We start from the raw sequence: 25023 nt of genomic DNA, 5'->3' as shown, positions 1-25023 counted from the left end.
TGGCGCGGGCGGCACGGCGGCCGGGCGGCGCAATTGCGGCGTTGCAGTAGAATGAGGCCTTACCTGCGATGCCGATAATGAACGCCGATCTCCACTGCCATTCCAATGTTTCCGACGGGTTGCTGTCGCCTGCCGACGTCGCGCGCCGCGCGCATGCGGGCGGCGTGACCCTGTGGGCGCTGACCGATCACGACGAGATCGGCGGCCAGGCGGCGGCGCGCAGCGAGGCGGAAGCGCTCGGCATGCGCTACCTGAGCGGCGTCGAGATTTCGGTCACGTGGGCATCGCGCACCGTGCACATCGTCGGTCTGCACATCGATCCCGCCCATCCGGCGCTGGTCGACGGCCTGTACCGCGCGCGCCACGGCCGCGCGGCGCGCGCGCTGGCGATCGCCGAGCAACTCGCGACGCTCGGCATTCCCGGCGCGTACGAAGGCGCGCTGAAATACGTGTCGAATCCCGACCTGATCTCGCGCACGCACTTCGCGCGCTTTCTCGTCGAAAACGGCCACGCCGAATCGACGTCGGACGTGTTCGATCGCCTGCTCGGCGACGGCAAGCCCGGCTTCGTCCCGCATCGCTGGGCGTCGCTGTCCGACGCGGTCGGCTGGATCCGCGCGGCGGGCGGCGAAGCGGTGGTCGCGCATCCGGGCCGCTATCGCTATACGCCGGTCGAATTCGACGCGTTCTTCGGCGAGTTCATCGATCTCGGCGGCCGCGCGATCGAGGTCATCACGGGCAGCCACACGCCCGACCAGTACCGCGAATACGCGGACGTTGCACGCCGCTTCGGCTTCGAAGTGTCGCGCGGCTCGGATTTCCATGCGCCGGGCGAGGGCCGCATCGAGCTCGGCAGCCTGCCGCCGTTGCCGCCCGACCTGACACCGGTCTGGGAGCGCTGGCTCTGACGCCGGGCGGCTTCGGGCGGCCCGCGTTGCCGCCGATGCGTGCATCCGACTTCTCCCTCTTTACGTGTCCCCATGTCCCAGTTCTTCAGGATTCATCCGGATAATCCGCAGCCGCGCCTGATCAAGCAGGCGGTGGAGATCGTCAACAAGGGCGGCGTGATCGCGATGCCGACCGATTCGAGCTATGCGCTCGCGTGCCATCTCGACGACAAGGATGCGGTCGAGCGCGTGCGCCGGATTCGCGGCCTCGACGAGAAGCAGCACCTGTCGCTGCTCGTGCGCGACCTGTCGGAGCTCGCCAACTTCGCGATGGTCGACAACCGCCAGTACCGGCAGATCAAGTCGGTGACGCCGGGCCCGTACGTGTTCATCCTGCAGGCGACGAAGGAAGTGCCGCGCCGGCTGTCGCACCCGTCGCGCAAGACGATCGGGCTGCGCGTGCCCGATCATGCGATCACGCTCGCGCTGCTGGAGTCGCTCGGCCAGCCGCTGCTCGGCACGACGCTGATCCTGCCGCCGGACGACGAACCGCTGAACGATCCGGAGGAAATCCGCACGCGCCTCGAGAAACAGGTCGACCTCGTGATCGACGGCGGCGCCTGCCCGCGCGAACCGTCGACGGTGATCGACCTGACCGGCGACGCGCCCGAACTCATCCGCGCGGGGCGCGGCGCGCTCGAACCGTTCGGCCTCTCGGCCGCATGAGCGCGCCGTTCATTTTTGCGCGAGTGCGCTTGTTACAATAACGCGATATGGATGCTTCCCTGATACAGACCATCGCCGTCTACGCGTTGCCCGTGATCTTCGCGATCACGCTGCACGAGGCCGCGCATGGCTACGCTGCACGCCTGCTCGGCGACAACACCGCGTACGCGATGGGGCGCGTGTCGTTCAATCCGATGCGCCACATCGACCCGCTCGGCACGATTGCCATTCCGCTCGCGATGTACTTCCTGACCGGCGGCGCGTTCCTGTTCGGCTATGCGAAGCCGGTGCCGGTATCGTTCGGCAACCTGCGCAATCCGCGCTGGGGCAGCCTGTGGGTCGCGCTCGCGGGCCCGGCCTGCAACTTCGTGCAGGCGCTCGTCTGGGGCCTGCTGACGCTCGTGCTGCCGGCCGTCGGCGTCGACGAGCCGTTCTTCACGCGGATGGCGTTCGCCGGCGTCAGCGCGAACCTCGTGCTCGGCGTGCTGAACCTGTTTCCGCTGCCGCCGCTCGACGGCGGCCGCATCCTGGCGGCGCTGCTGCCGACCAGGCAATCGATCGCGCTGTCGCGCATCGAGCCGTACGGTTTCATCATCGTCCTCGTGCTCGTCACGACGGGCGTGCTGACGAACTTCTGGCTGCGTCCGCTCGTCAATGTCGGCTACGCCGTCCTGAGCGCCATCCTGTCCCCCTTCGCCTCGCTTTTCTAACGACAATCATGTTCCCAGAACGTATTTTCTCCGGCATGCGACCCACCGGGTCGCTGCACCTCGGTCATTACCACGGCGTGCTGAAAAACTGGGTGAAGCTGCAGTCCGAGTACCCGTGCTTCTTCTGCGTCGTCGACTGGCATGCGCTGACGACGCACTACGAGACGCCCGAGGTCATCGAGAAGAACGTGTGGGACGTGCTGATCGACTGGCTCGCGTCCGGCATCGATCCCGCGCAGGCGACACTGTTCATCCAGAGCAAGGTGCCCGAGCATGCGGAACTCGCGCTGCTGCTCGGCATGAGCACGCCGCTCGGCTGGCTCGAACGCGTGCCCACCTACAAGGAGCAGATGGAGAAGCTGAAGGACAAGGATCTGTCCACCTACGGCTTCCTCGGCTACCCGGTGCTGATGGCGGCCGACATCCTGCTGTATCGCGGCTCGCTCGTGCCGGTCGGCGAGGACCAGGTGCCGCACGTCGAGATGACGCGCGAGATCGCGCGCCGCTTCAACTACCTGTACGGCCGCGAGCCCGGTTTCGAGGAGAAGGCGCTCGACGCCGCGAAGAAGCTCGGCGGCAAGCGCGCGAAGCTCTATCACGAGCTGCGCAACGCGTATCAGCAGGAAGGCGACGACGAGGCGCTCGAACAGGCGCGCGCGATGCTGCAGGAATCGCAAAGCCTGTCGATGAGCGACCGCGAGCGCCTGTTCGGCTATCTCGAAGGCGCGCGCAAGATCATCCTGGTCGAGCCGCAGGCGCTGCTGACCGAAGCGTCGCGGATGCCGGGCCTCGACGGGCAGAAGATGTCCAAGTCGTACGGCAACACGATCGGCCTGCGTGAAGACGCCGACACGATCACGAAGAAGGTCCGCACGATGCCGACCGATCCGGCCCGCGTGCGCCGCACCGATCCGGGCGATCCCGACAAGTGCCCGGTGTGGCAGCTTCACCAGGTCTACACGGACGAAGCGACGCACGAGTGGGTGCAGAAGGGCTGCCGTTCGGCGGGTATCGGCTGCCTCGACTGCAAGCAGCCGGTCGTCGAAGGCATCCTGCGCGAACAGCAGCCGATGCTCGAGCGCGCGCAGAAGTACATGGACGATCCGTCGCTGCTGCGTGCGATCGTCGCGGACGGTTGCGACAAGGCGCGCAAGTACGCGACGGAAACGATGCGCGACGTGCGCGACGCAATGGGCCTGTCGTACAACTGATCCGGCGCATGAGCGAATCCGTCATCGCCGCTGCGGGCGGCCACGTCGGCCAGGCCGAGCCGTCGCGCTGGGTCGCGCAATGGGCGCGGCTCGTGCCGGCCGGCGGCGCGGTGCTCGACGTCGCCGCGGGCGGCGGCCGCCATGCGCGCGGGTTCGCGTCGCGCGGGCATCCGGTCGTCGCGCTCGATCGCGATCCGGCCGCGCTGGCCGCATTGCGCGCGATTCCGGGTGTCGATGCCCGAGCGGCCGATCTCGAGGGCGCGCCGTGGCCGCTGCCGGCCGGCGAGCAGTACGCGGCCGTGATCGTCACGAACTACCTGCATCGTCCGCTCTGGCCCCATCTGCTCGATGCGGTGGCGCCGGGCGGCGTGCTGATCTACGAAACCTTCGCGCAAGGAAACGAAACGGTCGGAAAACCGTCCAACCCCGCGTTCCTGCTCGCCCCGGGCGAGTTGCTGGACGCCGTGCACGGCCGCCTGCGGGTGGTCGCGTACGAGGACGGTTTCATCGCCGCGCCGCGCGAGGCATTCGTCCAGCGTCTTAGCGCAGTGCGCGAGGGCGCGACCCCGAAGGCGGGGGCGGGAATTCCACGTTACGAACTGCCCGGCTAATCCGCTACAATCTCAATGTTTACCGGTACATACTCAATCGCGTTTCATGGCTAACGGCACCCAAGACGGCATTCAAATCCGCGGCAGCATCCCCGCGATCGTCACCCCGATGCTCGAAGACGGCAGTCTCGATCTGCCGGCGTTTCGCAAACTGGTCGACTGGCACATCGCGGAAGGCACCGATGCGCTGGTCGTCGTCGGTACGAGCGGCGAGTCGGCAACGCTCAGCGTCGAAGAGCACATCCTGATGATCCGCACGGCGGTCGAGCATGCGGCGAAACGCATCCCGATCATCGCGGGCGCCGGCGGCAATTCGACCGCCGAGGCGATCGAGCTGACGAAGCACGCGAAGGCCGTCGGCGCGGACGCGACGCTGCAGGTCGTGCCGTACTACAACAAGCCGACGCAGGAAGGCATGTACCGCCACTTCCGGACGATCGCCGAAGCGGTCGACCTGCCGGTGATCCTGTACAACGTGCCGGGCCGCACGGTCGCGGACATGGCGCACGAGACGACGCTGCGCCTCGCGCAGGTGCCGGGCATCATCGGCGTGAAGGAAGCGACCGGCAACATCGATCGCGCCGCGCACCTGATCAAGGCCGCGCCGAAGCATTTCGCGATCTACAGCGGCGACGATCCGACCGCGATCGCGCTGATGCTGCTCGGCGGCCACGGCAACATCTCGGTGACCGCGAACGTCGCGCCGCGCGCGATGAGCGAGCTGTGCCGCGCGGCGCTGGCCGGCGACGTCGCAACGGCGCGCGAACTGCACATGAAGCTGCTGTCGCTGCACAAGAATCTGTTCATCGAAGCGAACCCGATCCCGGTGAAGTGGGCGCTGCAGGCGATGGGCAAGATGCAGGGCGGGATCCGGCTGCCGCTCACGGCGCTCGACGAGCGCTGCCACGATGCCGTGCGTTCGGCCCTCGTCGAGGCCGGCGTTCTCGCCTGATGCCGACGCGGCCGCGTCCTGCGGCCGCCGGCTCGACCCCTGATCAACCCGCACCGGCCGGCTCCGTCCGGCGCCGCTCCTGACGAGCGTTCTAGCAAGACGAAGGATTTCATGAAACGTTTCGCCATTTCCTCTCGCGCCATCCAGTTGTCGGTGGTGGCGCTGGCGCTGGGCGCGCTCGCTGGCTGCGATACGCTGAACGACTACCTGGCCCCCGACCGGGTCAACTACAAGAACACCGGCTCGGCGCCGCCGCTCGCGGTGCCGAGCGACCTGAAGCCGGTGCAGACGACGCAGCAGTTCGTCGCGCCACCGACCAACGCAGGACTCGGCACGCTGCCGCCGCGGGCCACGACGCAAGCGGGCAACGCGACCGACGGCATCCCGAGCGCGCAGGATCCGCTCGGCATGCACATCGAGCGCGACGGCGATCGCCGCTGGCTCGTCGTCGACGGCCGCACGCCCGAGCAGCTGTGGCCGATCCTGAAGGAGTTCTGGCAGGAGAACGGCTTCTCGCTGAAGACCGATGCGCCGTCGACGGGCATCATGGCCACCGACTGGGCCGAGAACCGCGCGAACATTCCGGACGACTGGTTCCGCCGCACGATCGGCCGGGTCATCGATTTCGCGTACTCGTCGGGCACGCGCGACCGCTTCCGCACGCTCGTGAACCGGACGTCGGACGGCAACACCGACATCTCGATCACGCATAGCGCGATGGAAGAAATGATGGTCGGCCCGCAGGGCGGCACGTCGTCGCGCTGGGAGGAGCGTCCGCGCAACCCGGTGCTCGAAGCCGTGTTCCTGTCGAAGCTGATGCAGAAGTTCGGCCTGACCGACGCGCAGGCGAAGCAGTTGCTGACCGATGCGCGCCCGGCGACGGCGCCGGCGCAGGTCAGCGACACGAGCGGCGGCGCGGCGACGCTGCAACTGGCCGAGTCGTTCGATCGCGCGTGGCTGCGCGTGGGCCTGGCGCTCGACCGGACCAACTTCACGGTCGACAATCGCGACCGCGAGAAGGGCGTCTATACCGTGCGCTATGCGAATTCGATGGAAGAGCTCAAGCGTGACGGCCTGTTCGGCAAGCTGTTCTACGGCGGCCCGTCGGCAGCCAAGCCCGGCAAGGAATACCTGATCAACGTGCGCGCGGCAGGCGCCAGCGGCACGCAGGTGGCGGTGATCGGCGCGAACGGCCAAGTCGACAACTCGTCGGACGCGCAGCGGATCATTTCGCTGCTGCACGCGCAGCTGAACTGAGCGCGTGCGATTCGCCAGCCTCGGAAGCGGCAGCGAAGGCAACGCGCTGGTCGTCGAGGCCTCGAGCGGCACGACGACCACCCGCGTGCTGCTCGACTGCGGCTTTTCCGCCAAGGAGGTCGAGCGCCGGCTCGGCCGACTGAATCTCTGCATCGCCGATCTCGATGCGATCCTCATTACCCACGAACACAGCGACCACGTCGGCAGTGCGCTGACGCTCGCGCGCCGCGCGTCGCTGCCGCTCTACATGAGCTGGGGCACCGCGCGCGCGGTCGGCGCGGACGAGGCCGATGTCGATCTCCACGTGCTGTGGGGCGACGAGACGGCCGCGATACGCGATCTGGCCGTGATGCCCTATACGGTCCCGCACGATGCGCGGGAACCGCTCCAGTTCGTGTTCATGGACGGAAACCGCCGGCTCGGCGTGCTGACGGACGTCGGGATGGCTACGCCGCACATCACGGCCGTCCTGAGCGGCTGTGACGCGCTGGTGCTTGAATCCAACCACGATACCGCGATGCTGGCCGCGAGCCGCTATCCGCAGTCGCTGAAGGCGCGGATCGGCGGCAACCACGGCCACCTCAGCAACGACGCGGCGGCCGACATCCTCGCGTCGCTCGAGCGCAGCCGTCTCCAGCATCTGGTCGCGGCCCATCTGAGCCAGCAGAACAACCTGCCGGAACTGGCCCGCCAGGCGTTTGGCGGCGTACTCGGGACGGACGGGGAGGACGTGGTCGTGGCCTCGCAGGACGCGGGCTTCGACTGGCTGATGCTCGGATGAGCGGGGCAGGGCCGCTGCGGCGGCCCGAAGCGGCTGCCGGGCGCTCGATTCGAAAGCGGCAGACGTAAAAAAACCGGCCCTCGGGCCGGTTTTTTTTCAGCTGATGCTGAAGGCTTACTGGCTTGCGCCCGAAGCCGGAGCAGCCGTCGCTGCCGAAGCAGCCGACGCCACTGCAGCAGCAGCGTCGCTCGCAGCAGCCGAAGCCGACGAAGCAGCAGCCGAAGCGTCGCTCGCAGCACCAGCAACTGCCGAAGCAGCCGACGAAGCAGCAGCCGATGCGTCGCTAGCAGCCGACGAAGCAGCTTGATCAGCGCTCTTGTTGCAAGCAGCCAGTGCAACAGCAGCCAACAGGGAAGCTACGAGGAGGGATTTCTTCATGATCACGTCCTTTTATGGTTAAAGGTAAGCAACAGCGCGAAACAATACCGGTAATGTGCTCCAACACCGACCTGGGCCGCTGGTGGAGATGCACTTCTTAGAGCGTGAATCTTCCCTACGGCTTGGGCGGAAATTATATGCACTTTCCTATCGACCGTCGACAAATGCGGGGTCAATACGTTGTCTTTCCCATACAGAATTTGATCTGCATGGGCATACGGGGCGACTCACACTAATTCCGGCTTCCGACCCGTATCCAGCCCGCACGATACCACTCGTGCAACAAGGCTGTCATCGAGGGACCCCGGGATAGTGTTACAAACCGTTTCGCCTCCATCTGGCGTTGATTGGCCAGTTCGGGCAGCCATTCCTCGGCTTGCTCGAGCGGACCTTCCTCGCCATTAATGAAGTACGAGCGCGCGTTATACATCAATGCGGCCCTTCTGTCGAGACGCACGCCACGGCGTGATGCCTGCGTAACGAACGCGGCCTCGGACAGCGGACGCTCGGGCGGGTCGAAAACGACGTTCGATTTGGGCTCGCTCAGGTAGCAGCCGAGGAATTCGGCGACGTCGCGCTTGCGCCAGCGGATCGCGTCGACGATCTCGGCGACACGGTCGACCATCGCCGGCGGCAACTGCGCGGGCGCGTCGACGGCCGGCTGCTTCGGATCGCGGTAGAGGTCGTCGCCGCCCGCGTCGCGCAGGCCGCCGCGCTCCGCGAGGTAATACAGGAACTGGGCGCCCAGCTCGCCGGCGGACGGGGCCCGAAAGCCGATCGAGCAGGTCATGCACTCGCCTTCGGCGACGCCGTCGTGCGCGATGTGCGGCGGCAGGTACAGCATATCGCCGGGTTCCAGCACCCATTCGTCGCTCGGCTCGAAGTTCTCGAGGATCTTCAGCGGCACGTCCGGCTGCAGCGACAGGTCCTTCTGCGCGCCGACCCGCCAGCGGCGCCGGCCTTCGACCTGCAGCAGGAAGACGTCGTACGAATCGAAGTGCGGGCCGACGCCGCCGCCGTCCGTCGCATACGAGATCATCAGGTCGTCCAGCCGCGCGTCGGGGATGAAGCGGAAGCGGTCGAGCAGCGCACGGGCCGCGTCGACGTGCAGGTCGAGCCCCTGCACGAGCAAGGTCCAGGATTTGCGCGTGACGGCAGGCAGCGAGTCGGGCTCGAACGGACCGTGCGACAGTTGCCACTTGTTACGAAAATGGGTGATCAATCGCGATTCGGCGTCATAGTCGGCGGCGAGTTCGAACAATGCATCGCGCGTGACCGGCGACGCGACGCCGGGGATCGCCTGGCGGATCAGCAGCGGCTTCTTTTGCCAGTAGCCGCGCATGAATTGCGCCGGCGTCAGGCCGCCGAGCAGCGGCGTGGGAAGATCGGAAGGCGGCGCGCCGAGCGGGGCGGCAGCGGCATCCCGCGGTTCGGCTTGAGACCGGTTGCGCATCGTATAATGAGTTTTGTATTTGGGAGAATTGGATGAAAATCGCAAAAAACACCGTCGTGTCGGTCACCTACAAGCTGTCGGACGCACAGGGCAATCTGATCGAGGAAAGCGACGAGCCGATGGTCTATCTGCACGGCGGCTATGATGGCACGTTCCCCAAGATCGAGGAACAGCTCGACGGCCACGAGGCGGGCTACCAGGCGCAGATCCAGCTCGAGCCGGAAGATGCGTTCGGCGACTACGATCCCGAACTCGTGAAGATCGAGCCGCGCGACCGTTTTCCCGAGCCGCTCGAAGTGGGCATGCAGTTCGAAGGCACGCCGGAAGACGGTGACGAGGAAGCCGACTCGCTGATCTATACGGTCACCGATATCGCCGAAGACAAGGTCGTGCTCGACGGCAATCACCCGCTGGCGGGCATGGCGCTGCGTTTCGCGCTGACCGTGAAGGACGTTCGCGAAGCCACCGAAGACGAAATCGAGCACGAGCACGCGCATGGCGCGGAAGGGCTCGAGATCGTCGACGAGGATGACGACGAAGACGGCGAAGCGCCGTCAGGGCGTACGCTGCACTGAGCTTGCCGGCAGGCCCGGCGCCGGCCCCGATGCGGGGGATGGTGCCGGCCACGACGCGCCGCCCGGTGCGGCGCCGTCGCCCTGCAGCGGCGGCGCGACCGACGACGCGTCGGGCAGCGCCGGCAGCGCGGGAATTTCCGGCATCTGCGGCAGCGGCACGTCGTCGCGCGGCGCGAGCGGCAGCGTGGGCGGCACCGGCAGGTTCTTCGGCACCTCCTGCAGGCTCACGTTGAAGATCGTCTGCCGCGCCGGCGAGACGCTGACCTTCACCCACTGATTCGCCGGATGGCGCGGTCCGATCGCGACGCGCGTCACGTTTCCTACCAGCTCACCGTCGTCGCCATGCAGCGGACGGTCGATCAGAAAGCCGCTCGCCAGCGGTTCGCCGCTCGCGTGCATCACCAGGATCGGGCCGCGGAACGTCGCCGCTGCCTTCACCAGCGTTCGTTTCAGCTCACGGAAGCCGTCGCGCACGCGCGGCCGGTTGAAACGCAGCCACGCGAAGCGCTCCGAGCGTTCATAGCGTTCGAACTGCGGATCGCCTTCGAAAATCACGACCATCGCGCGTGCTTCGCGCCGCTTCGCATATTCGGCCGCGTGGTCGATCCAGAAGCCGTTCGCGACGATGCGATCCTCGAATTCGCCGTTGCGCCCGCCCGCCGTCAAATAATGGTTGTTCGGCGCCGGCGCATTGAGTGCGACGTAGACGATGTCGTCGCGCATCCAGCGTGCGTTTTCGCGATACGGCCGGAACCGTGCGACTTCGCTCTCCCGCGTAATCTGCAGCGCGCCGGGATCGGGCAGCGCCGCGTCGGCGAGCAGCGTCTGCCGCAGGAAATCGAGCCGCTCGACCGGGTCGTAGCCGCCGCCGGCCGCGGTGCTGCACGCGATCCAGTCGTCGTGGCCGGGAATGAACACGAGCGGCACGCGCGCCGAATCCAGGATCGCGCCGCGCTGCGCATACAGCGTGTCGCGGCATGCTTCCTTCGAGCCTTTGAGATCGCCTGCGTAGACGACGAACGCGAGGTTGCGCTCGCGTGCGATCGCATCGAGCAGCCGCTGTGCGGCCGGTTCGTCCGCCGGGACGTCGATGACGCCCGACACGACCGCGAACGAGTAGGGCGCCGCGCTGCGCTTGGGCGGCGCGGCCAGCGCAGCGGCCTGCGCCAGCGCAAGGACCGCCGCGACCAGCGCGGCGGCGGCGCGGGCCGGCAGGCCGCGCGCAACGCGCTTACGCGTGCCCGTCGGCATCGTGCGACCGGACCAGCGTACGCAGTTCGTACAGCAGGTCGAGCGCCTCGCGCGGCTTGAGATCGTCGGGATCGATGTCGCGCAGTTTTTCGAGCGCCGGATGCGGCGTGTCGGGCAGCGCCGGCGCGTCCGCGCATTCGAGATCGTCTACGGCCGCCGGCGGCGCGCTGAAAAGATCGAGTTGCGGCGTGTGCTGGGATGCCGACTGCTGTTCGAGATACGCGAGGTGCTTGCGCGCGGCGCGGATCACCGGCGCCGGCACGCCCGCGAGCTGCGCGACCTGTAGGCCGTAGCTCTGGTTCGCCGGGCCTTCGTTGACCGCGTGCAGGAACACGATCCCGTGGCCGTGCTCGACGGCCGACAGGTGGACGTTGGCCGCTTGCGGGAATTCGGCCGGCAGTTGCGTCAGTTCGAAGTAGTGCGTCGCGAACAGCGTGTAGCACGCGTTGTGCGCGAGCAGGTGGCGCGCGATGGCCCACGCGAGCGCGAGGCCGTCGAAGGTCGACGTGCCGCGGCCGATCTCGTCCATCAGCACGAGGCTTTGCGGCGTCGCGTCGTTGAGGATCGCCGCGGCTTCGGTCATCTCGACCATGAAGGTCGAGCGGCCGCCCGCGAGATCGTCGGCCGCGCCGATGCGCGTGAAGATCCGGTCGATCGGGCCGAAGCACGCCGACTTCGCCGGCACGTAGCTGCCGACGTACGCCATCAGCGCAATCAGCGCGGTCTGTCGCATGAACGTCGACTTACCGCCCATGTTCGGGCCGGTGATCAGCAGCAGCTTGCGCTCGGCGCCGAACCGGCAGTCGTTCGCGATGAACTGCTCGACCTGCGCTTCGACGACCGGATGGCGACCCTGCTCGATTTCGATGCCGATCTCGTCGGTGAAGGTCGGCGCGACCCAGTCGAGCGCGCGTGCGCGTTCGGCGAAGGCCGCCAGCAGGTCGAGCTCGGCGAGGGCCGACGCGACGCGCTGGCATTCGGGGATGAACGGCAGCAGCGCCTGCAGCACCGAGTCGTACAGCGCGCGCTCGCGCGCCAATGCGCGTTCCTGCGCGGACAGCGCCTTGTCCTCGAAGGTCTTCAGTTCCGGCGTGATGTAGCGCTCGGCGTTCTTCAGCGTCTGGCGGCGGCGGTAATCGTCGGGCACCTTGTCGGTCTGGCCGCGCGTGACCTCGATGTAGAACCCGTGCACCTTGTTGTATTCGACGCGCAGGTTCGCGATGCCGGTGCGCGCGCGCTCGCGCGCTTCGAGATCGATCAGGAACTGCCCGCAGTTCTCCGAAATGTCTCGCAACTCGTCGAGCTCGGCATCGTAGCCGCGCGCGATCACGCCGCCGTCGCGCACCATCGCGGCCGGCTCGGTGGCGATCGCGCTCGTCAGCAGGTCGAGGCATTCGGCGGGCGGCGCGAGCGCCGCGTCGACGCGCGCGAGCGCATCCGCGTTCGCGACGATCGCGCCGATGCGCTCGCGCAGCGCCGGCAGCGCGGCGAACGTGTCGCGCAGGCTCGACAGGTCGCGCGGGCGAGCGGACAGCAGCGCGAGCCGCCCGGTGATCCGTTCGACGTCGGCGATCTGGCGCAGCGCGCTGCGCAGCGCATCGAGGCTTGCGTTGGCCGGCGCATCGAGCAGCGCGCCGATCGCCTGCTGGCGCGACTGCGCGGCGACCGACGCGCGCGGCGGGTGATGCAGCCAGTGACGCAGCAGGCGGCTGCCCATCGTCGTGCAGCAGGTGTCGAGCAGCGAATACAGCGTGGGCGACTCGGTGCCGCGCAGCGTCTCGGTCAGTTCGAGATTGCGGCGCGTGGCCGGATCGAGCCCGATGTATTCGGTTTCGTTCTCGACCTTCAGGCTGCGCACGTGCCGCAGTTGCTGGCCTTGCGTGGCCGCTGCGTAGAGCAGCAGCGCGCCGGCCGCACCGCACGCGCTCGTCAGCGAATGCGCGCCGAAACCGTCGAGACTCGCGACGTCGAGCTGGTCGCACAGACGCTGCGTGCCCGACGCGATGTCGAAGTGCCAGGCCGGCATGCGCTTGCTTGCGCCCGCGCCGGCGGGAAGGGCGTCGGTCGCGCCGTCCGGGGTCAGGATTTCGGCCGGCCGGATGCGCTCGAGCGCGGCGGCGAGCTGTTCGGGCTCGATCTCGGCGAGCCGCAACGCACCGCTCGCGAGGTTCAGCCACGCGAGGCCGATATTGACCGCGACGCCGCGCTTGTTGTGGCCGGTGCACATCGCGAGCAGGTAGACGTCGTTCTTGTCGGACAGCAGCGCGGCATCGGTCAGCGTGCCGGGCGTGACGACGCGCACGACCTTGCGCTCGACCGGGCCCTTCGACGTGGCTGGATCGCCGATCTGCTCGCAGATCGCGACCGATTCGCCCATCTTCACGAGCTTCGCCAGATACTGCTCGACCGCGTGATGCGGGACGCCGGCCATCTTGATCGGCGTGCCGGCCGACGCACCGCGCTGCGTGAGGGTCAGGTCGAGCAGGCGTGCCGCTTTTTCCGCATCCTCGAAGAACAGCTCGTAGAAGTCGCCCATCCGGTAGAAGACGAGCGTGTCCGGATGATCGGCCTTGATGCGCAGGTACTGCTGCATCATCGGGGTGTGGCCTGCGAAGGCTTCGGGCGACAGCGTGGTCATAGGTCAGGCATGAAGTTGTTGCTTGGGTTGCCCGAGTTTACCAGTGGCTTCGACGCGAACGTGCGAAGTTGGCCGTTTGGTCGATTGCCGGCGGCGCCGTGCAGCGGCAACCGACCTCGAGCGCTGGCTCACGATCGCCGGCCATCAGGCGCCGACGAAAGGGCGCATGGCCGGCAGCCGCGCGCGCTTTCACCATTCCCGATCGAAAGCGTTGCCACGCGCGCAGCAGGGCGGCGGCGCCCGGCTTGCGAGCCTGCGCGCGCCGACCCCGTACCGCCGATCAGGACGCGTGCGCCGACGTCAGGCTGAGCGCCACCGCCTGCGCGACTTCGATGCCGTCGATCGCGGCCGAATAGATGCCGCCCGCATACCCGGCGCCTTCGCCGGCCGGATACAGGCCTTCGACGTTCATGCTCTGGTAGTCGTCCTTGCGTCGAATCCGGATCGGCGACGACGTGCGCGTCTCCACGCCGGTGAGCACGGCGTCGTGCATCGCGAAGCCGGCGATCTTCTTGTCGATCTCCGGCAGCGCTTCGCGGATCGCTTCGATCACGTAGTCGGGCAGCGCGGTGCCGAGATCGGTCGGCGTCACGCCGGGCTTGTACGAAGGCTCCACGGCGCCCAGCGACGTCGATGGCCGGCCCGCGATGAAATCGCCGACCAACTGGCCCGGCGCGCGGTAATCGCCGCCGCCGAGTTCGAACGCGCGTTCTTCCCATTTGCGCTGGAACGCGATGCCCGCGAGCGGGCCGCCCGGATAGTCGTCCGGCGTGATGCCGACGACGATGCCCGCGTTCGCATTGCGCTCGGCGCGCGAATACTGGCTCATCCCGTTGGTGACCACGCGGCCCGGCTCCGAGGTCGCGGCGACCACCGTGCCGCCCGGGCACATGCAGAAGCTGTAGACCGCGCGCCCGTTGCTTGCGTGGTGGACCACCTTGTAGTCGGCCGCGCCGAGTTGCTTGTGGCCCGCGAACTTGCCGAAGCGGCTGCGATCGATCAGCCCCTGCGGATGCTCGATGCGGAAACCCAGCGAGAACGGCTTGGCTTCGATGTAGACGCCGCGGTCGTGCAGCATCTGGAACGTGTCGCGCGCGCTGTGGCCCACGGCCAGCACCACGCGGTCGCACCGCAGCGTTTCCCCGTTGGACAGCTTGAGCGCGCGCACCTTGCCCTGGTCGATTTCGATGTCGTCGACGCGGGTTTCGAAACGCACTTCGCCGCCGAGCTCATGGATCGACGCGCGCATTTTTTCCACCATGCTGACGAGGCGGAACGTGCCGATGTGCGGGCGGCTCAGATACAGGATGTCCTCCGGTGCGCCGGCCTTGACGAATTCGTCCAGCACCTTGCGGCCATAGTGGTTCGGATCCTTGATCTGGCTGTACAGCTTGCCGTCGGAAAACGTCCCCGCGCCGCCTTCGCCGAACTGCACGTTGGATTCGGGATTGAGCACGCTCTTGCGCCACAGGCCGAAGGTGTCCTTGGTGCGCTCGCGCACGGCCTTGCCGCGTTCGAGGATGATCGGACGGAACCCCATCTGTGCGAGGATCAGCCCCGCGAACAGCCCGCACGGCCCCATGCCGATGACGACCGGGCGCAGGAAATCGGCGTGTTCGGGCGCCTTCGTGACGAAGTGGTACGCCATGTCGGGCGTCACGCCGCAATGCGGCTTGCCGGCGATGCGCTCGAGCGCGGCCGCTTCGTCATTGACTTCGATATCGACGATATACGTGAGCTTGATGTCGGCGCGCTTGCGCGCGTCGTGCGCGCGGCGGAACACGGTGTAACGGAGCAGCCCGTCTGGCGCCACGCCAAGCTCCGCGAGGCGCGCGCGAATCGCGGCCTCGAGCGCGCTCTCGGGGTGGTCGAGGGGGAGTTTAATTTCGCTTAGCCGTAACATGATGACTCGGATGCGATTGCCACGGCGCCGTGGCGATGTTGATACAGGCGGGGCCGGCACGCCTACGGCGTGCTTCGCCGCGCGGGCATGCCGGACGCAAACCCTATGCTGTCGTTGCGGGACAAGCGGTGCGAGCGGCAGTACGCCGGCTCGAACGCGCAACTCGAGCAACTTCAGGATAGGCGCACGAAGCGGCCCGCGTACACGGAAGATTGTCCCGCGTGTCGGGCGATCGGCGCGCCATCACGACGATGTCGCGCGAGCGGCTTGCGCGAAAGCCGCGCCACGCGGGCGCGGCCCGGGCTTACTCCGCTGCCGGATGCATGCGGCTGTAGCGGTTCAGGATCGGAATCATCTGCGCGTAGATCTTCGGGTTCGCGGCGACGATTTCATGGCGATGCAGGAAATCGGCGTCGCCCGTGTAGTTGCCGACGAGGCCGCCGGCCTCGGTGATCAGCAGGCTGCCCGCGGCCATGTCCCACACGTTGATGCCTTGCTCGAAGAACGCGTCGAGGCGGCCGGCCGCGACGTTCGCGAGGTCGAGCGCCGCCGCGCCCGGGCGGCGCAGGCCCGTGCAGGCCTGCGTCATTTCGGTGAAGAGGCGCGCGTACGCGTCGAGGCCGTCCTTCTCGCGGAACGGGAAGCCCGTGCCGACCAGCGCGTCCGACAGGCGGTCGCGGCGGCCGACGCGGATGCGGCGGTCGTTCAGGTACGCGCCGCGGCCGCGGGTGGCCGTGAACAGGTCGTTCTTGTTCGGATCGTAGACGACGGCCTGCGTGACGACGCCCTTGTGCTCGAGCGCGATCGATACGCAGTAGTACGGGAAGCCGTGGATGAAGTTGGTCGTGCCGTCGAGCGGATCGATGATCCACTTGAATTCGGATTCGTTCTCCGATTCGCCCGATTCCTCCGCGAGGATCGCGTGGTCGGGGTAGGCGGTCTTCAGCGTCTCGATGATCGCGTCTTCGGCGGCCTTGTCCACTTCGGTGACGAAGTCGTTCTGCTGCTTCTTGCGGATCTCGATCAGGTCGAGATCGAGGGACGCGCGATTGATGATCTGTCCGGCGCGGCGCGCAGCCTTGACAGCAATGTTGAGCATGGGATGCATGAGCCTGGATCCTGTAGCCGGCGGCACGGGCCGCCACGAAGTGGGACAACCGCCCGGAACGGCGCAAGCGTGCCGGGGCGAGGTGAGACGCGAATTGACAAAGAGCGGGGTACGACCCGCGCTGCGCCGAGCGCAACGCGTAAGGGCATGATTTTACCCGATTTTCGGCGGTTTCAGGCGACCGGCATGCGGGGAAACCCCACTGGCCGTCCGGACGAGTGGGTTTGCGCGGGCGATGGCGATACCATACGGCCATTCTGATGAACCGAGTCGTATCGTAGTGGAAACCCCGCAGAACACCGCCGCGCCGTCCGAGTCGGGCGCGGCCTCGTCCGCGCCGCCGTCCGGCGGCTTCACGTCCACCCGCTTCGTGCTCGTCGAGCCGAGCCATCCCGGCAACGTCGGGGCGGCGGCCCGCGCGCTGAAGACGATGGGCTTCTCGCGTCTCGTACTGGTCGCGCCGCGCGTGCCGCACGTGCAGAGCGACCCCGAGGCGATCGCGATGGCCAGCGGCGCGGACGACGTCCTCGCGTCCGCGCACGTCGTGCCGACGCTCGGCGAAGCGCTGTCCGGCGTGCACTGGTCGATCGCGCTGACCGCGCGCACGCGCGAATACGGACCGCCGCGCCTCGCGCCGCGCGCGGCCGCCGCGCAGGCGAGCGCGCAGGTCGGCGTGGGCGACATCGCGCTCGTGTTCGGCAACGAGCGCACCGGTCTCGCGAACGAGCATGTCGACCAGTGCAGCGCGCTCGCGCATATTCCGGCCAACCCGGCCTACAGTTCGCTGAATCTCGCGCAGGCCGTGCAGGTGCTCGCGTACGAGTTGCGCGTCGCGTTTCTCGAACAGGCGAGCGAGCCGTCGGCGCAGTCGCCGGCCGAAGCCGGCACGCTCGCGCAGAGCGACGAGATCGAGCGCATGTACGTGCACCTTGAGAACGCGTTGATCGCGCTCGACTTCCTCGATCCGCGCAATCCGAAGAAGCTGATGCCGCGGCTGCGGCGCCTGTTTGCGCGCACGGGCCTCGAGCGCGAGGAGGTCAACATCTTGCGCGGCGTCGCGAAGCACATCCTGCTGAAGTCGGGTAAGCCGGACGGCGACGCGTAGGCGGCCGGCGCTCCGATTGGCGGGCGGGGCGGGAGTCCGCTGGATGCGGCGTGCGGCCGGGCAGGCCGTGCGTCGGCCTGCCGGAGACGTCGAACCGGCTGTTTCTCCCGACCGATCGCCTCCGGAAACCCCGCCGCAACGAGCGTCCCGGCCGAATACCCGCGCCGACGGCGGGGTGAACGCGCGACCGCGTGCGGCCGGGCGCGACTGGCCCTACAATCGCCGGACGTCATAAGCAAATGACCCGGCGCGATAACGGCCGGCATTGCCGGCGATGCGCGCCGGCCTTTTCCCAGATCACATCATGTTCACGAGACTGCGCGAAGACGTTGCAACGATTCGCGAGCGGGATCCCGCCGCTCGCAGTGCGTGGGAAGTGCTGACCTGTTATCCGGGGCTGCATGCGCTCGTGCTGCACCGTTTCGCGCACGCCTGCTGGCGCGCGAAACGCTACTGGCTCGCGCGGTTCGCGTCGCAGGCCGGCCGGTTCCTGACGGGGATCGAGATCCATCCCGGCGCGACGATCGGCCGGCGCGTGTTCATCGATCACGGCATGGGCGTCGTGATCGGCGAGACGGCGATCATCGGCGACGACTGCACGATCTATCAGGGCGTGACGCTGGGCGGCACGTCGCTCACGCGCGGCGCGAAGCGTCACCCGACGCTGGAAGCCGGCGTGATCGTCGGCGCCGGCGCGAAGGTGCTCGGCGGTTTCACGGTCGGCGCGGGCGCGAAGATCGGCTCGAACGCGGTGGTCGTCAAGCCGGTGCCGGCGGGCGGCACCGCGGTCGGCAATCCAGCGCGCATCGTGATGCCGGCGCAGCCGAAGCCGCAGCCCGAGCGCGCGGCGTTCTGCGCGTACGGGATCACGCCGAACGCGGACGATCCGATGTCGCTCGCGATTCACGGGTTGATCGATCACGCGGCGAAGGAAAGCCGCCGCGTCGACGAAATCGTCGCGGCGCTCGAGCGGCTCGGCACGCATCTGGAAACGCTGCAGGGCGCCGACGCGGCGCGCCTCGACCTGCGCAGGCTGTCGGCGGTGCTGGAAGGCAAGACGGTCGAACGCCAGATGTAACGAACGTGACGCGCACTGATCGCTGCTGGTCGGTGCGACGGCAGCGGCGGCGTCAGTCGAGCGGCATCGCGTGGATGCCTTCCGAGTCGACGCGCAGATAGCCGCCGCGCGGCATGCCGTGATCGAGATCCCAGTCGGGCAGCACCCAGCGGATCCCGCCCGGTTCCGCGTGGCGCGCGGGGCGGTGCGTGTGGCCGTGAATGATCACGCTCGCGCGGCTTTTCCGGAACAGCGCGGCCACGCCTTCCCGCGTGACGTCGTAGGCGGCCGAAGCAGGGCGCATCCGGCCCGCTTCGCTGGTCGAGCGCATGCGCTGCGCGAGCGCGCGGCGCCAGCGGAACGGCCACGCGAGAAACAGCCATTGCGCGACGCGGTTGCGCGCGAAGCGGCGGAACACCTGGTAGCCGCGGTCGGCCGTGCACTGCGCGTCGCCGTGCGCGAGCACGATGCGCTGGCCGAATGCCATGATCAGCGAAGGGTCGGGCAACAGCATTGCGCCGGCCGCCTTCATGAAGCGCCGGCCGAGCAGGAAATCGCGGTTGCCGTGCATCACGTAGAGCGCGATCCCGCGCTCCGAGAACGTGTGCATCAGCGCGGCCATGCGCGCGGCGAACGGATCGTCGTCGAGGATGTCGTCGCCGATCCAGTATTCGAACAGGTCGCCGAGGATGAACACCGAGTCGGCGCTGTCGGCGGTGTATTTCACGAAATGCTCGAACGCGGCGACCGTCTTCGGAATCGCCTCGCTCAGGTGCAGATCGGACAGAAACAGGAACGGGCGTGCGGCTTGCGCGTATTCGCGCTCGCCCGGCACGCCCGCGGAGACGCTTCGCGGCGGACTCTCCTGCAACATCGAAGTGCCTCCGTAACGGCTGGTGCGTCAGACCACCACGGCCTTTTCGATCACGACGTCGTCGGTCGGCACGTCCTGATGGAAGCCGGCGTTGCCCGTCTTGACGCCCTTGATCTTGTCGACCACGTCCTGGCCTTCGACGACCTTGCCGAACACAGCGTAGCCCCAGCCCTGCGGCGTCGGCGACGAGTGGTTCAGGAAGTCGTTGTCGTTCACGTTGATGAAGAACTGGGCGGTCGCCGAGTGCGGATCGTTCGTGCGCGCCATCGCGACCGTGTAGTTGTCGTTCTTCAGGCCGTTGTTCGCTTCGTTGTCGATCGGCGCGTCGGTCGGCTTCTGCTTCAGGCCCGGCTCGAAGCCGCCGCCCTGGATCATGAAGCCGTTGATCACGCGATGGAACACGGTGCCGTCGTAATGGCCCTTCTTCACGTAGTTCAGGAAGTTCTCGACCGTCTTCGGTGCCTTCGCGGCGTCGAGTTCGAGCTTGATCACGCCGTGGTTCGTATGCAGTTCAACCATGATGAATTCCTTCGGTGAGGCGGTTTAAATGGCACGCGGCCGGTCGTGCGACGCGGCCGCGTGTGGCGCCGGACGTGCCGGCAGGTGCTTACTTGGAGACGATGCTCGCCGATTCGATCACGACCGGTTGCGCCGGCACGTCCTGCATCGGCCCGCGCGAGGTCGTCGCCACGCCTTCGATCTTCTTCACGACGTCGAGGCCCGACACGACCTTGCCGAACACCGCATAGCCGTTGCCGTCCGGGTTCGGGTAGTCGAGGCCGCCGTTGTCGACCGTGTTGATGAAAAACTGCGCGGTGGCCGAATTCGGATCGCTCGTGCGCGCCATCGCGATCGTGCCCGTCAGGTTCTTCAGACCATTGCGGCTTTCCAGCGGGATCGGCGCGCGGGTCGGCTTTTCCTCGAAGTTGGTCTTGTAGCCGCCGCCCTGGATCATGAAGCCCTTGATCACGCGATGGAAGATCGTGCCGTTGTACTGGCCGGCCTTCACGTAATCGAGGAAGTTGGCGACGGATTTCGGCGCCTTCTCCGGATAGAGCTCGACGCGGATGTCGCCCTGCGAGGTCTTCAGCTGCACGACGGGGTGCGCGGTGGCCGTTTGCGCGAACGCGGGCGCGGTCGCGAGAAGGGCGGCGCCGCCAAGCGCCAGCAACAGACGTTTCATTGCGATCCTCAGGTTGGGAGGGAAGGAAGGCCGCGCCGCTTATTTCGACGGCGCGACGTACGGTGCCGCCAGTGCGCCCGACGGACCGCTGAACTGGAACGTCGGCGACATCGGCAGCGTGGTGGTGCTCACGTTCGCGGCGGCGCGGTCGGTGTAGTCGCGCGTGGCCGGCGACGTCGCGCGGGCGTTTGGCGCGGCTTTCGACGGCGACACGATTTTCTGCAGATCGGCGAGGCGCTGCGCGGTCGCGCCGCTCGTGCGGCCGAGCGATTGCGCGCGCTTGTACGATTCGGCCGCGAGGCGCAGGTACAGATCGCCGAGGTTCTCGTACGCGAGCGAGTAGCTCGGGTTCGATTGCGTCGCGGTGACGAGCGCGGTGCGCGCTTCGTCATAGCGGCCGTGCTTCGCGTAGAGCGCCGCGAGATTGTTGTACGGCTCGGGCAGTTCGGGGTACGCCTGCGTGATCGCGACGAACTGCTGGATCGCGTCGTCGTCGCGGTTCAGGCGGGCCAGCACGGTGCCGCGCTTGAACTGCGCCTGCACGTCGCGCGGGTTCGACGCGATGCGCGCGTCGAGCTGCGCGAGCGCCTGCTTCCACTGCTTGCCGGCGATCGATGCGTCGACTTCCGGGGTGCCGTCGGCGACCGCCGGGGCCTTTTGCGCGTGCGCCGCGGGCGCTGCGAAAAGCGTCAGCGCGACGCCCATGACGGTGGTCGCAACGAGGGTCGCAGCGCTCGGCGCGCGGCCGCGATGAGGTTTCATAGGCGTAAATCGGAATGTTATACTCCGACCCATTCTAACAAAACGTCTGCGCGTTCCGGCGAGCGGCAGACAGTCTTTCTTAGCCTCTCGTGGCCGTCACCGCTGTGCTTGCAGCCTGACCGCCCCATGTGATATCGAGGACGCGCGGCCTGGCGCCGCGGCAGATGGTCCGTCCGTTTCACATGCTGGGCGAGCTTCGCCAGGGCGGTTTCCTTCGGCTCACGGTTCATCTCTATGGAATCACTGCGCATCTACAACACGCTCGCGCGTGACAAGCAAGTCTTCGTGCCGCGCCAGCCCGGCGAAGTGCGGATGTACGTATGCGGGATCACCGTCTACGACTATTGTCACGTGGGCCATGCGCGCATGCTGGTCGTGTTCGACCTCGTCCAGCGCTGGCTGCGTGCGATCGGCTATCGGGTCACGTACGTGCGCAACATCACCGACATCGAGGACAAGATCATCCGCCGCGCGGTCGAGAACGGCGAGACGATCAAGTCGCTGACCGACCGCTTCATCGGCGCGATGCACGAGGATGAAGCCGCGCTCGGCATCCAGCGGCCCGACATCGAGCCGCGCGCGACGCAGTTTATCCCGCAGATGCTCGGCATGATCGAGACGCTCGAGGCGAACGGCTACGCGTACCAGGCGACCGACGGCGACGTCAATTACTCGGTGCGCAAGTTCGCGAACTACGGGAAGCTGTCGGGCAAGTCGCTGGACGATCTCCGCGCGGGCGAACGCGTCGCCGCGAACGACGCGAAGCAGGATCCGCTCGACTTCGTGCTGTGGAAGCGCGCGAAGGCGGACGAGCCGGAAGGCGCGTCGTGGGCGTCGAAGTACGGGATGGGGCGTCCGGGCTGGCACATCGAGTGCTCGGCGATGGGCTGCTCGCTGCTCGGCAATCATTTCGACATCCACGGCGGCGGGCAGGATCTGCAATTCCCGCACCACGAGAACGAGATCGCGCAGAGCGAAGGCGCGACCGGCGAGACGTTCGTCAATTACTGGATGCACAACGGCTTCGTGCAGGTCGACAACGAGAAGATGTCGAAATCGCTCGGCAACTTCTTCACGATCCGCGAAGTGCTCGAGCGTTACGACGCGGAAGTCATGCGCTTCTTCATCGTGCGCACACACTACCGTTCGCCGCTCAATTACAGCGACGTGCATCTCGACGATGCACGCGCGTCGCTCACGCGTCTGTACACCGCGCTGAAGGATGTCGAGCCCGACACGCTCCCGCTCGACTGGAACGAGCCGCACGCACAGCGTTTCGCGGCCGCGATGAACGACGATTTCAACACGCCGGTCGCGGTGGCGACGCTGTTCGAGCTGGCGGGCGAAGTCAACCGCACGCGCGATGCGTCGCTCGCGCGGCAACTGAAACAACTGGCGGGCCTGCTCGGCCTGCTGGGCCGCGAACCGCGCGCGTTCCTGCAGCAGGCGTCCGGCGCCGCGCAGGCGGGCGGGCTCGCGGCCGACGAGATCGAAGCGAAGATCGCCGCGCGCGTCGCGGCGAAGCAAGCGAAGGACTATGCCGAAGCGGACCGGATCCGGGCGGAATTGCTCGAAGCCGGTATCGCACTTGAAGACAAACCGGGCGGATCGACCGAATGGCGTCGCGTATGAGCGCGGTGCGTTCCACTGACCGATCCGTCAGGTAGGAGGCAAGATGGCAACGGCCAGAAAAGCGCCGGTCAGGCGCGCGACTCCGGTCGCCGCGCGTCCGGCAGCCAAGCGCGTCCCGGCGACGAAGGCGGACGCGACACGCGCCGTGCCGAACGGCGCGCTGAACGGTCATGCGCAGCCGGCCGCCGCGCTGCCGGCCGCCGACGCGGCCCGCAAGACACGGGCGTCCGAGGCGGACGGCGAGGAGGTCGTCGTGCGCCCCGCCTATTGGGACAAGGCGTGCGCGGACCTCGTCAAGCGCGACCGGATCCTGAAGAAACTGATTCCGAAGTTCGGTCCCGCGCATCTCGTGAAGCGCGGCGACCCGTTCGTCACGCTCGCGCGCTCGGTCGTCGGCCAGCAGATTTCGGTGCCGTCCGCCCAGTCGCTGTGGGCGCGCATCGAGGACGCCTGTCCGAAGCTCGCGCCGCAACCGGTGATCCGGCTCGGCGCGGACAAGCTGATCGCGTGCGGGTTGTCCAAGCGCAAGACGGAATACATCCTCGATCTCGCGCAGCATTTCGTGTCCGGGGCGCTGCACGTCGACAAATGGATGTCGATGGACGACGAGGACGTGATCGCGGAACTCACGCAGATCCGCGGCATCAGCCGCTGGACGGCCGAGATGTTCCTGATCTTCAACCTGTCGCGGCCGGACGTGCTGCCGCTCGACGACCCGGGCCTGATCCGCGCGATCAGCGTCAATTACTTCAGCGGAGAACCCGTCACGCGCAGCGAGGCGCGCGAGGTTGCGGCCAACTGGGAGCCGTGGCGCACCGTCGCGACCTGGTACATGTGGCGCAGCCTCGATGCGCCCGACGCCGACGCCTGAGCGCCGGCTATCGGGTTTTAAACATCAATAGTTGAGAGCCGGTTTTGAGCATCGCCCGCGCGGGTAGAATACGCGCTGCCGCAAGACCCAAGGATTCGAACACATGAAGACCACATTTCTGGATTTCGAACAGCCGATCGCCGAACTCGAGGCCAAGATCGAAGAGCTGCGGTTCGTGCAGGACGACTCGGCTGTCGATATTTCGGAAGAAATCGAGCGGCTGTCGAAGAAAAGCCAGCAACTGACGAAAGACCTCTACGCGAACCTGTCGCCGTGGCAGGTTTCGCAGATCGCGCGGCATCCGCAGCGGCCGTACACGCTCGATTACGTCGCGGAACTGTTTACCGATTTTCACGAGCTGCATGGCGATCGCGCGTTCGCGGACGACCTGTCGATCGTCGGCGGTCTCGCGCGCTTCGGCGGCCATCCGTGCATGGTGATCGGTCACCAGAAGGGTCGCGACACGAAGGAGCGCGCCGCGCGCAACTTCGGGATGCCGCGTCCGGAAGGCTATCGCAAGGCCGAACGCCTGATGCGTCTGGCCGAGAAGTTCGGACTGCCGATCTTCACGTTCGTCGACACGCCGGGCGCGTACCCGGGCATCGGCGCGGAAGAGCGCGGCCAGTCGGAGGCGATCGGCCGCAACCTGTACGTGATGGCCGAGCTGAAGACGCCGATCATCACGACGGTGATCGGCGAGGGCGGTTCGGGCGGCGCGCTCGCGATCGCCGTGGCCGATACCGTGATGATGCTGCAGTTCTCGACCTACTCGGTGATCTCGCCGGAAGGCTGCGCGTCGATCCTGTGGAAGAGCGCCGCGAAGGCGCCGGAAGCCGCGGAAGCGCTGGGCCTGACCGCGCACCGCCTGAAGGCGCTCGGCCTGATCGACAAGATCATCAACGAGCCGCTCGGCGGCGCGCATCGCGATCCGAAGGGCATGGCCGCGCTGCTGCGCCGTGCGCTGGCCGATTCGCTGCGCCAGTTCCAGGGCATGAGCATCGATGCGCTGCGCGAGCGCCGCTTCGAGCGCCTGATGGCCTACGGCAAGTTCAAGGAAACCACACCGGGCGCATGACCGGCCGTGTATTCAATGCGCGC

General features: G+C 67.4%; 24 protein-coding genes and 1 pseudogene. 15 read left to right on the top strand and 10 right to left on the bottom strand.

Translation table 11 applies throughout. The annotated features are described in order from the left end of the window. Nucleotides 1-77: 77 nt before the first annotated feature. The 9 genes from HWX76_RS16110 to HWX76_RS16070 all read left to right on the top strand — a co-directional run bounded on the left by HWX76_RS16110 (nt 78) and on the right by HWX76_RS16070 (nt 7422). Nucleotides 78-908, top strand: a complete 831-nt coding sequence (locus HWX76_RS16110) for a 3',5'-nucleoside bisphosphate phosphatase (RefSeq protein ID WP_176016026.1) — start codon at nt 78-80, stop codon at nt 906-908. Between the two features lie 72 nt (nt 909-980). Beyond that, on the top strand, nt 981-1613 hold the full coding sequence (locus tag HWX76_RS16105) for an L-threonylcarbamoyladenylate synthase (protein ID WP_050012987.1): 633 nt from the start codon (nt 981-983) through the stop codon (nt 1611-1613). Between the two features lie 47 nt (nt 1614-1660). Further along, a complete protein-coding gene (locus HWX76_RS16100; RefSeq protein WP_011549479.1) occupies nt 1661-2323 on the top strand; it encodes a site-2 protease family protein in 663 nt (220 codons plus the stop codon). Between the two features lie 8 nt (nt 2324-2331). Then, a complete protein-coding gene (locus HWX76_RS16095; protein ID WP_050012986.1) occupies nt 2332-3534 on the top strand; it encodes a tryptophan--tRNA ligase in 1203 nt (400 codons plus the stop codon). 8 nt (nt 3535-3542) lie between these two features. Then, nucleotides 3543-4145 (top strand): class I SAM-dependent methyltransferase, encoded by a 603-nt coding sequence (locus HWX76_RS16090; RefSeq protein ID WP_050012985.1) that lies wholly within the window; start codon nt 3543-3545, stop codon nt 4143-4145. Nucleotides 4146-4191: 46 nt separating this feature from the next. Next, nucleotides 4192-5097: a 4-hydroxy-tetrahydrodipicolinate synthase gene (gene dapA / locus HWX76_RS16085; RefSeq protein WP_050012984.1), complete on the top strand. Its 906-nt coding sequence runs from the start codon at nt 4192-4194 to the stop codon at nt 5095-5097. A gap of 111 nt (nt 5098-5208) precedes the next feature. Next, the gene (bamC, locus tag HWX76_RS16080) at nt 5209-6354 is read left to right on the top strand and encodes an outer membrane protein assembly factor BamC (RefSeq protein WP_050012983.1); all 1146 of its coding nucleotides are present in this window, start codon (nt 5209-5211) and stop codon (nt 6352-6354) included. A gap of 4 nt (nt 6355-6358) precedes the next feature. Further along, nucleotides 6359-7135, top strand: a complete 777-nt coding sequence (locus tag HWX76_RS16075; RefSeq protein WP_050012982.1) for an MBL fold metallo-hydrolase — start codon at nt 6359-6361, stop codon at nt 7133-7135. A 122-nt stretch (nt 7136-7257) separates the two neighbouring features. Further along, on the top strand, nt 7258-7422 hold the full coding sequence (locus HWX76_RS16070) for a hypothetical protein (protein ID WP_162838119.1): 165 nt from the start codon (nt 7258-7260) through the stop codon (nt 7420-7422). A 20-nt stretch (nt 7423-7442) separates the two neighbouring features. Here HWX76_RS16070 and HWX76_RS37020 read toward each other — a convergent pair. Both HWX76_RS37020 and HWX76_RS16065 read right to left on the bottom strand, forming a co-directional pair. Further along, nucleotides 7443-7689, bottom strand: a pseudogene (locus HWX76_RS37020) (hypothetical protein). Nucleotides 7690-7745: 56 nt separating this feature from the next. Then, nucleotides 7746-8966, bottom strand: a complete 1221-nt coding sequence (locus tag HWX76_RS16065; RefSeq protein WP_050012981.1) for a cupin domain-containing protein — start codon at nt 8964-8966, stop codon at nt 7746-7748. Nucleotides 8967-8998: 32 nt separating this feature from the next. Here HWX76_RS16065 and HWX76_RS16060 point away from each other — a divergent pair, with 32 nt between their 5' ends. Continuing rightward, nucleotides 8999-9541: a peptidylprolyl isomerase gene (locus tag HWX76_RS16060; protein WP_011694320.1), complete on the top strand. Its 543-nt coding sequence runs from the start codon at nt 8999-9001 to the stop codon at nt 9539-9541. Here HWX76_RS16060 and HWX76_RS16055 read toward each other — a convergent pair. The 4 genes from HWX76_RS16055 to HWX76_RS16040 form a co-directional block, all read right to left on the bottom strand. Beyond that, a complete protein-coding gene (locus HWX76_RS16055) occupies nt 9521-10792 on the bottom strand; it encodes a metallophosphoesterase family protein (RefSeq protein WP_124631416.1) in 1272 nt (423 codons plus the stop codon). The genes HWX76_RS16060 and HWX76_RS16055 overlap by 21 nt on opposite strands. Next, nucleotides 10773-13430 (bottom strand): DNA mismatch repair protein MutS, encoded by a 2658-nt coding sequence (mutS, locus tag HWX76_RS16050; RefSeq protein ID WP_124631415.1) that lies wholly within the window; start codon nt 13428-13430, stop codon nt 10773-10775. Before mutS ends, HWX76_RS16055 begins: the two co-directional genes overlap by 20 nt. Before the next feature lie 280 nt (nt 13431-13710). Beyond that, on the bottom strand, nt 13711-15333 hold the full coding sequence (locus tag HWX76_RS16045) for an NAD(P)/FAD-dependent oxidoreductase (RefSeq protein WP_124631414.1): 1623 nt from the start codon (nt 15331-15333) through the stop codon (nt 13711-13713). A gap of 304 nt (nt 15334-15637) precedes the next feature. Further along, nucleotides 15638-16441, bottom strand: coding sequence for an inositol monophosphatase family protein (locus HWX76_RS16040; RefSeq protein ID WP_050012977.1), 804 nt, complete (start codon nt 16439-16441; stop codon nt 15638-15640). A 280-nt stretch (nt 16442-16721) separates the two neighbouring features. Between HWX76_RS16040 and HWX76_RS16035 the strand changes: the two genes are divergently transcribed. Both HWX76_RS16035 and cysE read left to right on the top strand, forming a co-directional pair. Beyond that, nucleotides 16722-17546: an RNA methyltransferase gene (locus HWX76_RS16035; protein WP_124631413.1), complete on the top strand. Its 825-nt coding sequence runs from the start codon at nt 16722-16724 to the stop codon at nt 17544-17546. A gap of 304 nt (nt 17547-17850) precedes the next feature. Further along, on the top strand, nt 17851-18624 hold the full coding sequence (gene cysE, locus HWX76_RS16030; RefSeq protein ID WP_027784824.1) for a serine O-acetyltransferase: 774 nt from the start codon (nt 17851-17853) through the stop codon (nt 18622-18624). Between the two features lie 52 nt (nt 18625-18676). Here cysE and HWX76_RS16025 read toward each other — a convergent pair whose 3' ends face one another. The 4 genes from HWX76_RS16025 to HWX76_RS16010 all read right to left on the bottom strand — a co-directional run bounded on the left by HWX76_RS16025 (nt 18677) and on the right by HWX76_RS16010 (nt 21422). Continuing rightward, the gene (locus HWX76_RS16025) at nt 18677-19477 is read right to left on the bottom strand and encodes a UDP-2,3-diacylglucosamine diphosphatase (RefSeq protein WP_050012974.1); all 801 of its coding nucleotides are present in this window, start codon (nt 19475-19477) and stop codon (nt 18677-18679) included. Nucleotides 19478-19504: 27 nt separating this feature from the next. Then, nucleotides 19505-19996, bottom strand: a complete 492-nt coding sequence (locus tag HWX76_RS16020) for a peptidylprolyl isomerase (protein WP_006478428.1) — start codon at nt 19994-19996, stop codon at nt 19505-19507. An 88-nt stretch (nt 19997-20084) separates the two neighbouring features. Next, on the bottom strand, nt 20085-20660 hold the full coding sequence (locus HWX76_RS16015) for a peptidylprolyl isomerase (RefSeq protein ID WP_006478429.1): 576 nt from the start codon (nt 20658-20660) through the stop codon (nt 20085-20087). 39 nt (nt 20661-20699) lie between these two features. Continuing rightward, complete coding sequence (locus HWX76_RS16010) at nt 20700-21422, bottom strand: tetratricopeptide repeat protein (protein ID WP_175977991.1); 723 nt, start codon at nt 21420-21422, stop codon at nt 20700-20702. Between the two features lie 234 nt (nt 21423-21656). On the opposite strand from HWX76_RS16010, the gene cysS reads away from it, so the two are divergent. From cysS to HWX76_RS15995, 3 genes are all read left to right on the top strand, one after another. Next, nucleotides 21657-23054, top strand: a complete 1398-nt coding sequence (gene cysS, locus HWX76_RS16005) for a cysteine--tRNA ligase (RefSeq protein WP_089488583.1) — start codon at nt 21657-21659, stop codon at nt 23052-23054. A gap of 43 nt (nt 23055-23097) precedes the next feature. Further along, nucleotides 23098-23925, top strand: coding sequence for a DNA-3-methyladenine glycosylase (locus HWX76_RS16000; RefSeq protein WP_050012971.1), 828 nt, complete (start codon nt 23098-23100; stop codon nt 23923-23925). Between the two features lie 103 nt (nt 23926-24028). After that, nucleotides 24029-25000 (top strand): acetyl-CoA carboxylase carboxyltransferase subunit alpha, encoded by a 972-nt coding sequence (locus HWX76_RS15995; RefSeq protein ID WP_006478433.1) that lies wholly within the window; start codon nt 24029-24031, stop codon nt 24998-25000. Nucleotides 25001-25023 lie beyond the last annotated feature (23 nt).

Source organism: Burkholderia sp. BCC0398, from assembly GCF_902833245.1.
Taxonomy (GTDB): domain Bacteria; phylum Pseudomonadota; class Gammaproteobacteria; order Burkholderiales; family Burkholderiaceae; genus Burkholderia; species Burkholderia sola.
Note: the sequence above shows the minus strand (reverse complement) of the source record. Positions and strands in the feature narration are given on the sequence as shown.

Excerpts from the sequence above, each read along its gene's own strand:
- HWX76_RS16090 (WP_050012985.1), top strand. The coding sequence starts at position 3,543 with ATGAGCGAATCCGTCATCGCCGCTGCGGGCGGCCACGTCGGCCAGGCC.
- dapA (WP_050012984.1), top strand. The coding sequence starts at position 4,192 with ATGGCTAACGGCACCCAAGACGGCATTCAAATCCGCGGCAGCATCCCC.
- HWX76_RS16065 (WP_050012981.1), bottom strand. The coding sequence starts at position 8,966 with ATGCGCAACCGGTCTCAAGCCGAACCGCGGGATGCCGCTGCCGCCCCG.
- HWX76_RS16095 (WP_050012986.1), top strand. The coding sequence starts at position 2,332 with ATGTTCCCAGAACGTATTTTCTCCGGCATGCGACCCACCGGGTCGCTG.
- HWX76_RS15995 (WP_006478433.1), top strand. The coding sequence starts at position 24,029 with ATGAAGACCACATTTCTGGATTTCGAACAGCCGATCGCCGAACTCGAG.
- HWX76_RS16040 (WP_050012977.1), bottom strand. The coding sequence starts at position 16,441 with ATGCATCCCATGCTCAACATTGCTGTCAAGGCTGCGCGCCGCGCCGGA.
- HWX76_RS16110 (WP_176016026.1), top strand. The coding sequence starts at position 78 with ATGAACGCCGATCTCCACTGCCATTCCAATGTTTCCGACGGGTTGCTG.
- HWX76_RS16060 (WP_011694320.1), top strand. The coding sequence starts at position 8,999 with ATGAAAATCGCAAAAAACACCGTCGTGTCGGTCACCTACAAGCTGTCG.
- bamC (WP_050012983.1), top strand. The coding sequence starts at position 5,209 with ATGAAACGTTTCGCCATTTCCTCTCGCGCCATCCAGTTGTCGGTGGTG.
- cysS (WP_089488583.1), top strand. The coding sequence starts at position 21,657 with ATGGAATCACTGCGCATCTACAACACGCTCGCGCGTGACAAGCAAGTC.
- HWX76_RS16105 (WP_050012987.1), top strand. The coding sequence starts at position 981 with ATGTCCCAGTTCTTCAGGATTCATCCGGATAATCCGCAGCCGCGCCTG.
- HWX76_RS16010 (WP_175977991.1), bottom strand. The coding sequence starts at position 21,422 with ATGAAACCTCATCGCGGCCGCGCGCCGAGCGCTGCGACCCTCGTTGCG.
- HWX76_RS16100 (WP_011549479.1), top strand. The coding sequence starts at position 1,661 with ATGGATGCTTCCCTGATACAGACCATCGCCGTCTACGCGTTGCCCGTG.
- HWX76_RS16015 (WP_006478429.1), bottom strand. The coding sequence starts at position 20,660 with ATGAAACGTCTGTTGCTGGCGCTTGGCGGCGCCGCCCTTCTCGCGACC.
- HWX76_RS16000 (WP_050012971.1), top strand. The coding sequence starts at position 23,098 with ATGGCAACGGCCAGAAAAGCGCCGGTCAGGCGCGCGACTCCGGTCGCC.
- mutS (WP_124631415.1), bottom strand. The coding sequence starts at position 13,430 with ATGACCACGCTGTCGCCCGAAGCCTTCGCAGGCCACACCCCGATGATG.
- HWX76_RS16020 (WP_006478428.1), bottom strand. The coding sequence starts at position 19,996 with ATGGTTGAACTGCATACGAACCACGGCGTGATCAAGCTCGAACTCGAC.
- HWX76_RS16045 (WP_124631414.1), bottom strand. The coding sequence starts at position 15,333 with ATGTTACGGCTAAGCGAAATTAAACTCCCCCTCGACCACCCCGAGAGC.
- cysE (WP_027784824.1), top strand. The coding sequence starts at position 17,851 with ATGTTCACGAGACTGCGCGAAGACGTTGCAACGATTCGCGAGCGGGAT.
- HWX76_RS16055 (WP_124631416.1), bottom strand. The coding sequence starts at position 10,792 with ATGCCGACGGGCACGCGTAAGCGCGTTGCGCGCGGCCTGCCGGCCCGC.
- HWX76_RS16025 (WP_050012974.1), bottom strand. The coding sequence starts at position 19,477 with ATGTTGCAGGAGAGTCCGCCGCGAAGCGTCTCCGCGGGCGTGCCGGGC.